Origin of the sequence: Roseicyclus sp., assembly GCF_052168335.1 — a bacterium.
GTDB lineage: Bacteria > Pseudomonadota > Alphaproteobacteria > Rhodobacterales > Rhodobacteraceae > Roseibacterium.
The window spans coordinates 1-13856 of record NZ_JBQLZP010000663.1 but is presented as its reverse complement, the minus strand read 5'-3'; the positions used below and the strand labels follow the sequence as shown (position 1 = coordinate 13856).

12 protein-coding genes and 1 pseudogene are annotated in these 13856 nt (G+C 70.4%); 5 read left to right on the top strand and 8 right to left on the bottom strand.

The window, feature by feature from the left end; translation table 11 throughout:
- Nucleotides 1–559, bottom strand: a pseudogene (locus ACTS11_RS20270) (type I secretion system permease/ATPase); the annotation flags it as partial.
- Nucleotides 560–708: 149 nt separating this feature from the next.
- Between ACTS11_RS20270 and ACTS11_RS20265 the strand changes: the two are divergent.
- Nucleotides 709–1305: an exopolysaccharide biosynthesis protein gene (locus tag ACTS11_RS20265; RefSeq protein ID WP_442642090.1), complete on the top strand. Its 597-nt coding sequence runs from the start codon at nucleotides 709–711 to the stop codon at nucleotides 1303–1305.
- Here ACTS11_RS20265 and ccoS read toward each other — a convergent pair.
- The 7 genes from ccoS to ccoN are packed head-to-tail and all read right to left on the bottom strand — an operon-like array spanning nucleotide 1302 to nucleotide 5983.
- On the bottom strand, nucleotides 1302–1460 hold the full coding sequence (ccoS, locus tag ACTS11_RS20260) for a cbb3-type cytochrome oxidase assembly protein CcoS (RefSeq protein ID WP_442642089.1): 159 nt from the start codon (nucleotides 1458–1460) through the stop codon (nucleotides 1302–1304). The two genes, ACTS11_RS20265 and ccoS, sit on opposite strands and share 4 nt — an antisense overlap.
- Nucleotides 1457–2308 (bottom strand): DUF2189 domain-containing protein, encoded by an 852-nt coding sequence (locus ACTS11_RS20255; RefSeq protein WP_442642088.1) that lies wholly within the window; start codon nucleotides 2306–2308, stop codon nucleotides 1457–1459. Before ACTS11_RS20255 ends, ccoS begins: the two co-directional genes overlap by 4 nt.
- A 12-nt stretch (nucleotides 2309–2320) precedes the next feature.
- Nucleotides 2321–2527, bottom strand: a complete 207-nt coding sequence (locus tag ACTS11_RS20250; RefSeq protein ID WP_442642087.1) for a hypothetical protein — start codon at nucleotides 2525–2527, stop codon at nucleotides 2321–2323.
- Nucleotides 2524–3393, bottom strand: coding sequence for a cytochrome-c oxidase, cbb3-type subunit III (gene ccoP, locus ACTS11_RS20245; RefSeq protein WP_442642086.1), 870 nt, complete (start codon nucleotides 3391–3393; stop codon nucleotides 2524–2526). The genes ACTS11_RS20250 and ccoP overlap by 4 nt, the downstream gene beginning before the upstream one ends.
- A complete protein-coding gene (locus tag ACTS11_RS20240) occupies nucleotides 3384–3554 on the bottom strand; it encodes a cbb3-type cytochrome c oxidase subunit 3 (protein WP_442642085.1) in 171 nt (56 codons plus the stop codon). Before ACTS11_RS20240 ends, ccoP begins: the two co-directional genes overlap by 10 nt.
- Nucleotides 3555–3558: 4 nt before the next feature.
- Entirely contained in the window at nucleotides 3559–4413 is an 855-nt protein-coding gene (gene ccoO / locus ACTS11_RS20235; protein WP_442642084.1) for a cytochrome-c oxidase, cbb3-type subunit II, read from the bottom strand.
- A gap of 4 nt (nucleotides 4414–4417) precedes the next feature.
- On the bottom strand, nucleotides 4418–5983 hold the full coding sequence (gene ccoN, locus ACTS11_RS20230; RefSeq protein ID WP_442642092.1) for a cytochrome-c oxidase, cbb3-type subunit I: 1566 nt from the start codon (nucleotides 5981–5983) through the stop codon (nucleotides 4418–4420).
- Between the two features lie 345 nt (nucleotides 5984–6328).
- Between ccoN and ACTS11_RS20225 the strand changes: the two genes are divergently transcribed.
- The 4 genes from ACTS11_RS20225 to glgB form a co-directional block, all read left to right on the top strand.
- Nucleotides 6329–6553: a DUF2934 domain-containing protein gene (locus ACTS11_RS20225; protein WP_442642083.1), complete on the top strand. Its 225-nt coding sequence runs from the start codon at nucleotides 6329–6331 to the stop codon at nucleotides 6551–6553.
- 255 nt (nucleotides 6554–6808) lie between these two features.
- Nucleotides 6809–8785, top strand: a complete 1977-nt coding sequence (locus tag ACTS11_RS20220; RefSeq protein ID WP_442642082.1) for an alpha-1,4-glucan--maltose-1-phosphate maltosyltransferase — start codon at nucleotides 6809–6811, stop codon at nucleotides 8783–8785.
- A complete protein-coding gene (gene treS, locus ACTS11_RS20215) occupies nucleotides 8782–12063 on the top strand; it encodes a maltose alpha-D-glucosyltransferase (protein ID WP_442642081.1) in 3282 nt (1093 codons plus the stop codon). The genes ACTS11_RS20220 and treS overlap by 4 nt, the downstream gene beginning before the upstream one ends.
- Nucleotides 12063–13856 (top strand): 1,4-alpha-glucan branching protein GlgB (glgB, locus tag ACTS11_RS20210; RefSeq protein WP_442642091.1); only part of this gene is annotated, 1794 nt, incomplete at its 3' end. The genes treS and glgB, both read left to right, overlap by 1 nt.

The following is a 13856-nucleotide window of genomic DNA, read 5'->3' as shown; positions in this document are numbered from 1 at the left end:
GCGCCTCCCCCGCCTGGCGCGCGAGGCGGGCGGCGGCCTCGGCCGCGTCGGAGCGGGCGCGGCGGGCGCGCACCCGGTTCAGCGCGGCGGCGCCCACGAGCACCGCGCCGCCCGCCAGCGCCAGCCATCCGAGCGCGGGATGGAAGACGAAGATCGCCGCGAGGAAGAGGGGCGTCCACGGCAGGTCGAGGAACGACAGGGCCACCGGCGCGCCGAGGAACGCGCGCACCGTCTCGAGCTCGCGCAGCCGTGGCCCCTCGCCCGCCAGCGCCGCGCGGAAGGCCGGGGCCTTCAGCCGGTCGTGGAGCCGCCCCCCCGCCCGCGACAGGACGCGCGCGCGCGCATGGTCGATCGCCCAGAGAAACCCGTGGAGCGCCACGACGAGCGCGAAGAGCGCCACCAGCGTCTCCTCCGACCGGGCGGCGAGCACGCGGTCGTAGACCTGCAGCATGAAGAGCGGCCCGGTGAGCAGGAGGAGGTTGGTGAAGACCGAGAAGACGCAGGCCGCGAGGATCAGCCCGCGCACCCGTTCCGACCCCTCGCCTTGCGTCGTCTCCATGGCATCCCCCGTGACGCGGCGCCCGCCGCCACGCCCCGCGCGCGAGGAAAGCACGAAGTCGTCAAGGAAAGCCTTCCACGGAGCGACAAGCCCGGAACGCTTGCCCCGCCCCGCGTGTTGGCCCGGCAATGCGCGAGCGGAGACGGAACATGAGACAGGAGCAGGGCACCCTCAGCGACATCGTCGACGAACTCGGCCACGCCGCCGGCGAGACGCAGGGCGACCGCGTCGAGGTCGGACACCTGATCGACGCGCTCGATCACCGGGGCTACGGCGCCGCCCTCGCCGTGCTGCCGCTGATCGAGCTGTCGCCGCTCGGGGGCATCCCCGGTTTTCCCACCCTGCTCGCGCTCACCATCGCCATCATCACCGCGCGGCTCCTGATGGGCTACGAACATCTCTGGGCGCCGGGCTGGTTGCGGCGGCGGAAGCTTCCGTCGGACCGGGTCATGCAGTCGGTGGAGTGGCTGAAGCCGCTGACCAAGCGGATCGACGCGCAGCTCCATGCGCGGCTCTCGCGCTTCGCGGGACCGGCCGGGCGGAGGGCGGCGGGGATCGTGATCCTCGCGCTCCTGCTGACCGTGCCGCCGCTGGAACTGGTGCCCTTCGCGACCTCGGGGCCGATGATCGTGATCTCGGTCTTCGGGCTCGGCCTGCTCTTCCGCGACGGGCTCCTGATGCTCGTGGGTTTCGTCGGTGCGGGGCTCGCCGTCGCGGCGGGGTTCGGCGCGCTGGTCTCGTCCTAGTCGCGCTCCTCGGGCTCGTCCTCGGGCGCGAGGATACGGTGGGCGGCGCCCTCCATGTCCTCGAACTGCCCGTCGCGCAGCGCCCAGACGAAGGCGCCCACGCCGACGAGGCCCATCCCCACGGACACGGCGATCAGAAGGCCGAGCGCGCTCATGCCCCGCCCCCGGGCGGGCTCGCGTCGGGCTCGGGCCAGTAGAGGACCCGCTCCCCCCGGCTGACCCGGATCGCGCGATAGGCGTGCCAGGTCGCGTGGCCGAGCACCGGGAAGGCGACGACGAGGCCCACGACACTCACGAGCGACAGAAGGAACACCGCCACCACGATCGCGCCCCAGGCCAGCATGACCTCGAGATTGTTCCAGACGAGCGCGAGGCTGATCCCCATGGCGGTCAGGGCGTCCGTCCGCTCCTCCAGCATCATGGGCAGGGAGAAGACGCTGATGGCGAAGGCGAAGGCGGCGAAGAGGCCGCCGACGACCGCGCCCGTCAAGATCAGCGACAGGCCCATCCAGGTGGTGAGGATCTGCGCCAGCATCTCGTCGAAGCCCGGAAACGGCCGGACCCCGATGTGGAGCGCGTAGAGCAGGACCGAGGCGCGCTGCCACAGGAGGAAGAGGAGCAGGAGGAGGAGGCCGAGGAACACCGCCTGGTAGCTCGAGGCCATGCGCACGAAGAGCATCTGTCCGAGGCGCGTGTCCTCGCCGGTCTCGAGCCTGCGGCTCTTCTCGTAGAGCCCACCCGCCATGAGCGGACCGAGGACCATGAAGCCGCTCAGCGCCGGGAAGAAGACATACTCCACGTCGAAGCGGAAGATGCCCCAGACGACGACGGCCGACACGAGCCAGACGAGCAGCCCGTAGGCGAGGCTCGGGCCCGGGTTGCGGCGGAAGTCGCGCCAGCCCGCCTCGAGCCACTCCAGCGCGGTGCGGCGCGGCAGGTTCCGCGCCCGCTCGTTCGGGCGGGGCAGCGGGGGCACGACCTTCGGCAGGCTTTCGCGTTCCATCGGTTTCTCCCATCAGCAGTCCGAGCGCGCGGCGCGCAATGTTCCCGCGTCCGCGTCGCCGGGCTCGGTTCGGTGCGCGACGCAGCCGGGGTCCGAGGACAGCGACACGGTGACAAGGTGCACGTTCGCCACCGCCAGCAGCGCCACGATCCCGGCGCCGATCCCCGCGAGCGTCCAGCGCCCGCGCGGGCCGAGGGGTCTCTGCCCTGCCCCGCTCATGGCGCGCGCTCCGGCAGGACATCGAGGAGGTAGACGGCGAGCATCTTGATCTCGGCGTCGGTGATGCGCCCCTCCCATCCGGGCATCCAGCCCATGCGACCGCCGAGCAACGTCTCGAGCATCGTCTCGTCGTCGCCGCCGTAGATCCAGGCCGCGTCGGTCAGGTTCGGCGCGCCGATCTCGTCGATGCCCATGGCGTCCTCGCCGTGGCAGCTCGCGCAGTTATCGAGGAAGATCTGCGCGCCCTGCTCCAGCGTCTCCGGCGCCGTCTCGGTCTCGGCGGAGAAGGATTGGACATAGGCGATCACCGCGCCGATCTCGTCGCGCGAGAGGACGCCGTCAAAGGCGGGCATCTGCGAGATGAAGGTCTCGGGATGCTGCGAATTCACGCCGACGCGGATCATCTCGAGGATCTGCGCGTCGCTGCCGCCCCAGAGCCATTCCTCGTCCACGACGTTCGGGAAGCCGGGGCCGCCCCGCCCGAAGCGCCCGTGGCAGACGCCGCAATTGTCCTCCCAGAGGGCGGGGCCCGCGCCGCGCACGATCTCGACCAGCGTGTCGTCGGCGCGCACCTCCGTCAGGCTCTCGCCGTCAAAGCGCGCGACCCAGTGCGCGCGGAACCGCTGGCCGGCCTCGATCTCGCCGGCGACGAGCTCGCGCTGGTCCACGCCGAGGAGGCCTTCGGTGTAGGTCTCGCCCAGCGGCCAGGCCGGCAGCAGGAGCCAGACCGCCAGCGCCCAGACATGCGTGATCCCGATGGCCCACCAGACCGCGCGGGGCACGCGGGTGTTGAGCTCCTTGATGCCGTTCCAGTCGTGGCCGGTGGTCCGGTGGCCCGTCTCGGGGTCGCGCTCCTCTACGGACATGGCCCCTCCTCGTCGTCGAGGACGCTGCGCGAGGCGCGGCCGAACTCGTCGCGCTTGGCCGGCCAGAAGGCGTAGACGACCGAACCGAGGAACATCACGACGAGGTAGACGAGGCCGAAGGTCCTGGCGAAGGCGACCAGCGTCTCGTGGTCGAAGTCCATGGTCTCACTCCTCGAGGGCTTCGGGGACGTCGACGATCTGTCCGTCGTCGATCAGGGCGTCGGCGGGCGGGCCGTAGCCCGTGGCCTCGCGCACCACGTCGATGTCGACGAGCGTGCCGAGAACCTGGAGATAGGCCACCATCGCGTCCATCTCGGTAACGCCGGGCTGGCCGTCGAAGTTGCGTATGTTGGTGGCCTCGCCGTAGCGCTCGACCAGCCCGTCGACGCCCGGCCCGTCCGGGTCGGCCTGCGCGCGGGCGTCGGCCACCGCGTTCTCGATCTGCGCGTCGGTGTAGGGCACACCCACCGCGCGCAGCGTCTCGAGCCGTTCGCGCATGTCGAGGATGGGTGCCGGGTTGCGGGCGAGCCAGCGGTAGGCGGGCATCACCGACTCGGGCACCACCTCGCGCGGGTAGTAGAGATGCGCGACGTGCCAGGCGTCGGAATACTTGCCCCCCACGCGCGCGAGGTCCGGCCCCGTCCGCTTGGAGCCCCAGAGCATCGGGTGGTCGTACTGCGACTCGACGGCGAGCGAATACGGACCCCAGCGGTCCACCTCGTCACGGAGCGTCCGCACCATCTGGCTGTGGCAGACATAGCAGCCCTCGCGGATGTAGAGGTCGCGCCCCGCCTGCTCGAGCGGCGTGTAGAGGCGCATGCCGGGCACCTCCTCCACCGTCTCGTCGATGGTGAAGAGCGGCGCGATCTCGACCGCGCCGCCGATCCCGCCCGCCACGAGGATGCCGGCCACCAGCCCGTAGGTGTGCCGCTCGAGCCGGTAATGCCCGCGGAAGACGGCGTGGAAGAAGGCCCGGAACGGCGCGACGGCGGCGAGGAGGAGGGCGTATGCGCGTCTCATGGGCTCACTCCGCCGGAACCTTGCCGTCGCGCGCCCCCTCGGGCCGGTCGCGGGCGAGATGGGCCTCGGGCGCCTGCCGGATCGTCATCCATATGTTGAAGCAGCCGATCAGCGTGCCGAGGAGGAAGGCCGCGCCCCCCGCCACGCGGGCGACGTAGTAGGGGATCATGGCGAGCACGCTCTCGATGAAGGAATACTGCAGCACCCCGGTGTCGGTGTAGGTGCGCCACATCAGCCCTTGCGTGATGCCCGCGTTCCAGAGCGCGTAGACGTAGATCGCCGTGCCCATCACCGCGAGCCAGAAGTGCCACTCGACCAGGCGGTTCGACCACATGCGTTCGCGCCGCCAGATGACGGGCACGGCGGAATAGACCGCCCCGAAGATCAGGATCGCGTTCCAGCCGAGCGCGCCCGCGTGCACATGCGCCACCGTCCAGTCGGTGTAGTGCGACAGCGCGTTCACCCCCCGGATCGCGAGGAACGAGCCTTCGAAGGTGGTGAGCCCGTAGAAGATCGCGGCCACCATCATGAAGCGCAGCGTCGCGTCGTCCCGGATCTTGTGCCACGCCCCGTTCAGCGTGAGGAGCGCGTTGGCCGCCGTCGCCCAGGACGGCACGAGCAGCATCACCGAGAAGGTCATCCCCAGCGTCTGCGCCCAGTGCGGCAGCGCGGTGTAGTGCAGGTGGTGCGAGCCCGCCCAGACGTAGAAGAACACGATCCCCCAGAAGGACAGGATCGACAGGCGGTAGGAATAGATCGGCCGCTCCGCCCGCTTGGGCAGGTAATAGTAGAGCATGCCCAGGAAGCCCGCCGTCAGGAAGAAGGCGACGGCGTTGTGGCCGTACCACCACTGGATCATGGCGTCCTGCACGCCGGACCAGACGATGTAGCTCTGCGAACCGGCGAGCGAGACGGGCAGCGCGAGGTTGTTGACGATGTGCAGGACCGCGACGATCACGATGAAGGCGAGGTAGTACCAGTTCGCCACGTAGATGTGCCGCTCGCTCCGCCGCGCGAGGGTGCGCATGTAGAGGACGAAATAGGCGACCCAGACGACGACGAGCCAGAGGTCGGCATACCACTCCGCTTCGGCGTATTCCTTCGACTGGGTGATCCCCAGCAGGTAGCCCGAGACCGCGAGGATCACGAAGAGCTGGTAGCCCCAGAGCACGAACCACGGGCCGAACTCGCCCGCGAGGCGCGCGCGGCTGGTGCGCTGCATCACCTGGTAGGAGGTGGCGATCAGCGCCGAGCCGCCGAAGCCGAAGATCACCGCCGTCGTGTGGGCCGGCCGCAGGCGTCCGAAGCTCGCCCAGGCCGCGTCGAAGGTCAGGTCCGGCCAGACCAGAAGCGCCGCGACCCAGACGCCGAAGGCCATGCCGATCACGCCCCAGATCATCGCCAGCACGATGCCCACCTTGATCGGGTCGTCGTAATACGACCGGACGCGCGCCGCGTCGGGCTCGGGCTCGTCGAGGGCGCGCAGCAGCGGCGCGGCAAGCAGCGCGGCGAAGAGGATCACGATGAAGCCGTGGACGCCGAAGGCCTCCCCCGCGCCGGCCGCCGCCATCAGGATGCCGACGAGGATCGCCACGCCGAGCAGGGCGAGCGCGATCCGGCGGTCCCGGAGGGTCAGCTCTGCGGTCACGTCGGATGTCCTCCCTCGCGGGCATGTTCGGGCACGGGGCCGCACCGCTCCGGGCAACGTGCGGACCCCTCAGGCGACAGCCCGCCAAGCGGCCGCCCCGCTTTGGGTCAACGGGCGGGCGAGCGGGAAGTTCCGGCCGATGTCGCGGCTCCTCCGCGCGGCGCGTCATGAAGCCGTCACACGGGGGCCGCAAACTTCCGTCACGCGAAATCATTGCAGATGCAGCCGCCCGCCCTTCGCAGGAACGGCTCCGACAGGAGGACGACCATGACCGGTTCCGAAGACCACATCCGCACGGCCGCCTACTACATCTGGCTCGACGAGGGCCGGCCCGAGGGCCATGCCGAGGCGCACTGGCAGCGCGCGCGTGCGCTCCTCGCCGCCGCCGGCCCCGCACCGAAGCGGACCCGCCGCACGAAGAGCGCGGCCGAGGCCTCTGCCGCGCCCGCGCGCGCCACACGCAAGGCCACGCGGAAGACGGCGAAGGCCTGACGCGCTCCCATCGGCTCAGGCGCGCCCAAGGCGCCTGACCGCCCGGCGGACCTCGCGAGGCGCGCGCCTGACGCGCCTGGGAAAGGCGTGCCCGGCGCCCCGTTCCGCGCCCTGCCCCGGGCATCCCAGCACCCTCCCCTCATGCCCTTCCCGGAAAACTCCGGAACATCATCCCGCCCCGCCGGTTGATCCCCGCAGACCCGCCCGCCGCCGGCGTTGCGCGGGACAGGACGGATCGGAACGGGGAGACGTGGAATGGCGGCGAAAGAGGGCCGCAGAGAGAGCCGCAGGGCATCTGCCGAGCGACTGACGGAGCTGGCATCCCGAAGACTCGTCATCGAGGGGATCGACCCGGACATCGACGGCGGGCGCTTCGCCGCGAAGGCGGTCGAGGGCTGGCCGATGACGGTGTCGGCGGACGTCTTCGGCGACGGCCACGAGGTCTTCGCCGCCGCCGTCGCGACCTCCTCGGGCGACCTCGTGCCGATGACCTTCGAGGGCAACGACCGCTGGACGGCCGAGACCGCCTTCGCCCGCACCGGACCCGGCCATTTCGAGATCCTCGCCTGGCGCGATACCTGGGCGACGCTCGCGCGCGACATGGCGCGCAAGCTCGAGGCCGGACAGGAGATCCGCGTCGAGTTGCAGGAGGCCGCGCAGATCCTCGCCGCCCTCAAGGCGCCGCGCGGCGAGGCCCAGCGCGTGAAGGACCTCCGCCGCGCGGCCGAGACCGGCGACGCCGCGACGCTGCTCGCGCCTGAGACGGCGGCGTGGATGGCGGCGCACGGCCCGCGCGACAACCTCACCCGCTCGCGCCCCGTTCCCGTCTGGGTCGACCGCGAGCGCGCGGCCTTCTCGGCGTGGTACGAGCTCTTTCCCCGCTCGCAGGGACCGGAGGGACAGCACGGCACCTTCCGCGACGTGATCGGACGGCTCGACTACGTGCGGGACCTCGGCTTCGACGTGCTCTACTTCCCGCCGATCCATCCCATCGGCACGACGAACCGCAAGGGACGGAATAACGCGCTGAGGGCCGGGCCGGAGGACGTGGGCTCCCCCTATGCCATCGGCTCGCCCGACGGGGGCATGGACGCCGTCCACCCCGAGCTCGGCACGCTCGAGGACTTCGACGCGCTGGTCGAGGCGGCGCGGGCCAGGGGCCTCGAGATCGCGCTCGACATCGCGCTCAACGCTTCGCCCGACCATCCCTGGATCGAGGAGCATCCCGACTGGTTCGAGCGCCGACCGGACGGCACGATCCGCCACGCCGAGAACCCGCCCAAGAAATACGAGGACATCGTCAATTTCCGCTACTACGCGGGCGAGGCGCCGAACGCGCCCTTCTGGGAGGCGATCCGCGACCTCTTCCTGTTCTGGATCGGGCATGGCGTCACGATCTTCCGCGTCGACAACCCGCACACAAAGCCGTTCCCGTTCTGGGAGTGGATCATCGCCGAGGTGCGTCGAGACCACCCCGAGACGATCTTCCTCAGCGAGGCCTTCACGCGCCCCAAGGTGATGAAGCGCCTCGCCAAGGTGGGCTTCAACCAGAGCTACACCTACTACACCTGGCGGAACTCGAAGGACGAGCTCGCGACCTACGTGACCGAGCTCTCGACCGAGGAGAGCCGCCACTACATGCGGCCGAACTTCTTCACCAACACCCCCGACATCAACCCGTGGTTCAACCACAATTCGGGGCGCCCCGGTTTCCGCACGCGGGCGGTGATGGCGGGCTCGCTCGTCTCCAACTGGGGGCTCTACTCGGGCTTCGAGCTCTGCGAGGCGGAGTGGCTGCCGCCCAAGGACGAATACCTTCACTCCGAGAAATACGAGCTGAAGCACCGGGACTGGGACGCGCCGGGCAACATCAAGGAGGACATCCGCCTCATCAACCGCATCCGGCGCGAGAACCCGGCGATGCGGAACTTCCACAACGTGCGGTTCTTCGCGGCCCATGACGACCGCGTGCTCTACTACGGCCGCTTCGACGAGGCGGCGCGCAACTACCTGCTGTTCCACGTTCTCGTCGATCCCTTCGGCGCGGCCGAGTTCGACTTCGAGCTGCCGCTGTGGGAGTTCGGTCTGCCCGACGAGGCCTCGCTCCAGGTCGAGGACGCGATCCACGGCAACCGCTTCACCTGGCACGGCAAGCACCACCGCCTCGCGCTCCACCCCCAGGAGCGGCCCTACGCCATCTGGAAACTCTTTCCCCCGGGAGGTGCGCGATGAGCGTCGTCGACCGAGACCTCGTGGCCCCCGATCCCGCGGGCCAGGCCGCCGACTGGTACAAGGACGCGGTCATCTACCAGATCCACGTCAAGGCGTTCCAGGATTCGAACGGCGACGGGGTCGGCGACTTCGCCGGCCTGATGCAGCGGCTCGACCATGTGCAGGAGCTTGGCGCCACGGCGATCTGGCTCCTGCCGTTCTATCCCTCGCCGCTCAGGGACGACGGCTACGACATCGCGGAATACAAGGCGATCAACCCGACCTACGGCACGATGGAGGACTTCCGCCGCTTCGTGGAGGAGGCGCACCGGCGCGGGCTCAAGGTCATCACCGAGCTCGTGATCAATCACACGTCTGACCAGCACGAGTGGTTCCAGCGCGCCCGCCGCGCGCCCAAGGGCAGCCCCGAGCGCGACTTCTACGTGTGGTCGGACGATCCGGCGAAGTGGATGGACCGCACACGGGTGATCTTCAACGACACCCACGACAGCAACTGGTCCTGGGACCCGGTCGCCGAGCAGTTCTACTGGCACCGTTTCTTCGACCACCAGCCGGACCTCAACTTCGACAATCCCGAGGTGCTGCGCGAGGTGCTCGACGTCATGCACTTCTGGCTCGACATGGGGGTGGACGGCCTCAGACTCGACGCGATCCCCTACCTGGTCGAGCGCGAGGGCACCAACAACGAGAACCTGCCCGAGACGCACGATGTCCTGAAGGCGATCCGCGCCGATCTCGACGCGCATTACGACGACCGGATGCTGCTGGCCGAGGCGAACCAGTGGCCCGAGGACACGCGCCCCTATTTCGGCGAGGGCGACGAGTGCCACATGGGCTTCCACTTCCCGCTGATGCCGCGGATGTACATGGCCGTGGCGCAGGAGGACCGCTACCCGATCACGGACATCATTCGCCAGACGCCCCCGATCCCCGAGACCTGCCAGTGGGCGATCTTCCTCAGGAACCACGACGAGCTGACGCTCGAGATGGTGACGGACCGCGAGCGCGACTATCTGTGGGACTTCTACGCCTCGGACCGGCGCGCGCGGATCAACATGGGGATCCGCCGCCGCCTCGCGCCGCTGCTGAAGAACGACCGGCGCAACATCGAGCTTCTGAACTCGCTGCTCCTGTCCATGCCGGGCACGCCCGTCGTCTACTACGGCGACGAGATCGGGATGGGCGACAACTACTATCTCGGCGACCGCGACGGGGTGCGCACGCCGATGCAGTGGTCGGCCGACCGCAACGCGGGCTTCAGCCGCGCCAATCCCCAGGAGCTCTACCTGCCGACGATCCAGGACCCCGTCTTCGGCTACGAGGCCGTGAACGTCGAGGCGCAGCAATCCTCGCCCTCGTCGCTCCTGAACTGGATGAAGCGCATGATCGCCGTGCGCCAGCGCCAGAGCGTCTTCGGGCGCGGCGGGATCGAGCTCCTCTATCCCCGCAACAGGAAGGTGCTCGCCTACCTGAGGCGCCACGGCGAGGAGGCCGTGCTCTGCGTCGCGAACCTCTCGCGGCAGGCGCAGGCGGCCGAGATCGACCTGTCGGAATTCGAGGGCCGCGTGCCGATCGAACTGACCGGCCAGTCGCCCTTCCCGCCGGTCGGCGAACTGCCCTACCTGCTGACCCTGCCCGCCTACGGGTTCTACTGGTTCCTCCTGGAGGACGCGGGCGAGGCCCCCTCCTGGCACAAGGGCTACGCGCAGGTCCTGCCGGACTTCATCACGCTGACCACGCGCGACGGGACGATCGCGGGCGCGCTGACCGACGGCGACGCCAGCGACTTCGAGCGCCGCTCGCTCCGCGAATACCTGCCGCTCCAGCGCTGGTTCGCGGCCAAGGAGGAGCGGATCGAGCGCGCGCGGCTGCGCCCGCTCGCCGCGATGGACGACCGCCACCTCCTCGCCGTGGTGGATGTGCGGGTCGCCGGCGACGAGCAGCGCTATTTCGTGCCGCTCTCGGCCGCCTGGGGCGAGGAGGACCCGACCCTCGGCCCCCGCCTGCCCGCGACGCTCGCCCGGCTGCGGCGCGCCAACCGGCTCGGCGCGGTGCTCGACGGCGCGGCGGAGGAGACGATGGCGATCGCGCTTCTGGACGCGCTCGTCGAAGGACGCGAGATCGACGCGGGCGCCGAGGGACGCCTCGCCTTCAACCCCACCGGGCGTCTGGCCGAGGTCGCGGAGGACCCGGGCGAGCCGCGCCTCCTCTCGGCGGAGCAGTCCAACGCGTCGATCGCCTTTTCCGACCGGCTGATCCTGAAGCTCTACCGCCGCCTCCGGCAGGGCATCCAGCCCGACATCGAGATCGCGCGCTTCCTGACCGAGGAGACCGACTTCGAGGCGACGCCGCCGCTTCTGGGCACCATCGACTGGACCGACGCCGAGGGCGGGCACACCACGCTCGCCGCCGCGACCGAGTTCGTGCGCAACCAGGGCGACGCCTGGACCTACGTGACCGAGGCGCTGGAGCGCGAGATGGAGCTTCTCGAGACGCGCGAGGGCGACGAGGACGTGGCCGCCATGGGCGGGCCGCTCGACCTCGGGCGCGTGCTGGGCCAGCGGACGGCCGAGCTGCACCGCGCGCTCTCGAGCGGAGCGCCCGGCAGCGCCTTCGGGATGGAGCCCCTCGCCTCCGACCACCTGACGCGGATAGCCGGGGACGTCCGCCGCGAGGCCACCGACATGCTGGCCCGGCTCGAGATGCGCGTCGGCCAGCTCGACGACGGGGCCGACCCGCTCGCGCGCGCGCTCCTCGACCGGCGCGCCACGCTGATGGAGCGGATCGAGCTTGTGGCGGGCGCCGCGCCCTCGGGCGGGCTCTGCCGCATCCACGGCGACTACCACCTCGGCCAGGTGCTCGTGGCCCAGCGCGACGTGGTCATCATCGACTTCGAGGGCGAGCCCACGCGCAGCCTCGCGGAACGGACCGCGAAGCACCCGCCGCTGCGCGACGTGGCGGGGATGCTGCGGAGCTTCGACTACGCGCTGTGGACGACGCTTCGGCGCAGGCTGGAACTCGGCGCCGATCCTGCCCGGACGGTGGCCGGCGTCGACGGCTGGCGGCGCGCCACGCAGGGCGCCTTCCTCGGCGCCTACGGCGAGGCGATGGAGGGCGCGGCCGTCCACCCCGACGACCCCGAAACGGGCCGCGCGCTCCTCGACCTGCTGCTCATCCAGAAGGCCGTCTACGAGGTCGGCTACGAGATGGCGATGCGGCCCGACTGGCTCGACATGCCGCTCCGCGGCCTCCTGTCCCTGATCGAAGACGAGGCATGATGACCCCCGACACCCACCCCGACACCGCGCCCCACCCCTCCGAGATCGAGGCGATCCTGCGCGGCCATCACGGCGACCCGTTCCGCGTGCTCGGCATGCACCAGGAGGAGGGCGGCCCCGTCACCGTCAACGTCTTCGCCCCCGACGCGACCGAGGTGACGGTCACGGACCTCAAGGGCAAGGACCTCGGCGCGCTCGAGCGGATCGACCCCGAGGGCTTCTTCCATGCCTGCTTCAAGCGGCGCAAGAAGCGGCAGCCCTACCGCCTGCGCCTCAGGAACGCGACGGGCCACGAATGGGAACTGGCCGATCCCTACGCCTTCGGCCCCGTGCTGGGCGAGATGGACGAATACCTCCTCGGCGAGGGGCGCCACGAGGAGCTCTACCGCCGCCTCGGCGCGCACCCGATGGAGCACGAGGGCGTCGAGGGCACCGCCTTCGCCGTCTGGGCGCCGAACGCGCGGCGCGTCTCGGTCGTGGGGCACTTCAACGCCTGGGACGGGCGGCGCCACGCCATGCGGCGGCGCGGCTCGACCGGCGTGTGGGAGATCTTCGTGCCCGGCATCGGGCGTGGCGAGGTCTACAAGTACGAGATCCTCGGCGCCTACGGTCATCTCCAGCCGCTCAAGGCCGACCCCGTCGGCACGCGGGCCGAGCCGCCGCCCGCGACCGCCTCCATCGTCCACGGCCTGCCGCGCCACGACTGGCAGGACGGCGACTGGACCGGGGCGCAGGCCCGCGACCGGCGGAAGGAGCCGGTCTCGATCTACGAGGTCCACCTCGGGAGCTGGCGGCGCACGCTCGAAGGCGAGACGCTCGACTACGCCACGCTCGGCGGGCAGCTCGTCGAATACGTCCGCGAGATGGGCTTCACCCATGTCGAGTTCCTGCCGGTGAGCGAGCATCCCTTCTCGGGGTCCTGGGGCTATCAGCCGGTGGGCATGTTCGCGCCCACCTCGCGCTTCGGCACGCCCGAGGACTTCGCCGCGCTCGTCGACCGGCTGCACGGCGCGGGCATCGGCGTGATCGTCGACTGGGTGCCCGCGCATTTCCCCTCGGACGCCCACGGCCTCGGCCAGTTCGACGGCACCGCGCTCTACGAGCACGCGGACCCCAGGCAGGGCTTCCACCGCGACTGGAACACGCTGATCTACAACTTCGGGCGGCGCGAGGTGGCGAACTTCCTGCGCGCCTCGGCGGTCTACTGGCTGAAGGAGCTGCATGTCGACGCGCTGAGGGTCGATGCGGTGGCCTCGATGCTCTACCTCGACTACAGCCGCGACGAGGGCGCGTGGATTCCCAACCGCTACGGCGGGCGCGAGAACCTCGACGCCATCGACTTCCTCAAGGGCGTCAACGAGGTCGCGCGCGACTACGCCCCCGGCGCGCTCACCATCGCCGAGGAGAGCACCGCCTGGCCCGGCGTCTCGCGGCCCGTCTCCGAAGGCGGGCTCGGCTTCGACTTCAAGTGGAACATGGGCTGGATGCACGACACGCTCCAGTACATGAGCCAGGACCCGGTGCACCGGAAGCATCACCACCACGAGATGACCTTCGGCCTCGTCTACGCCTGGTCGGAGAACTTCGTCCTGCCGCTCAGCCATGACGAGGTGGTCCACGGCAAGGGCTCGCTCCTGGGCAAGATGCCCGGCGACCGCTGGCAGAAGTTCGCGAACCTGCGCGCCTACTACGGCTACATGTGGGGGCATCCGGGCAAGAAGCTCCTCTTCATGGGGGGCGAGTTCGGGCAGGAGCGGGAGTGGAACCACGACCGCTCGCTCGACTGGCACCTC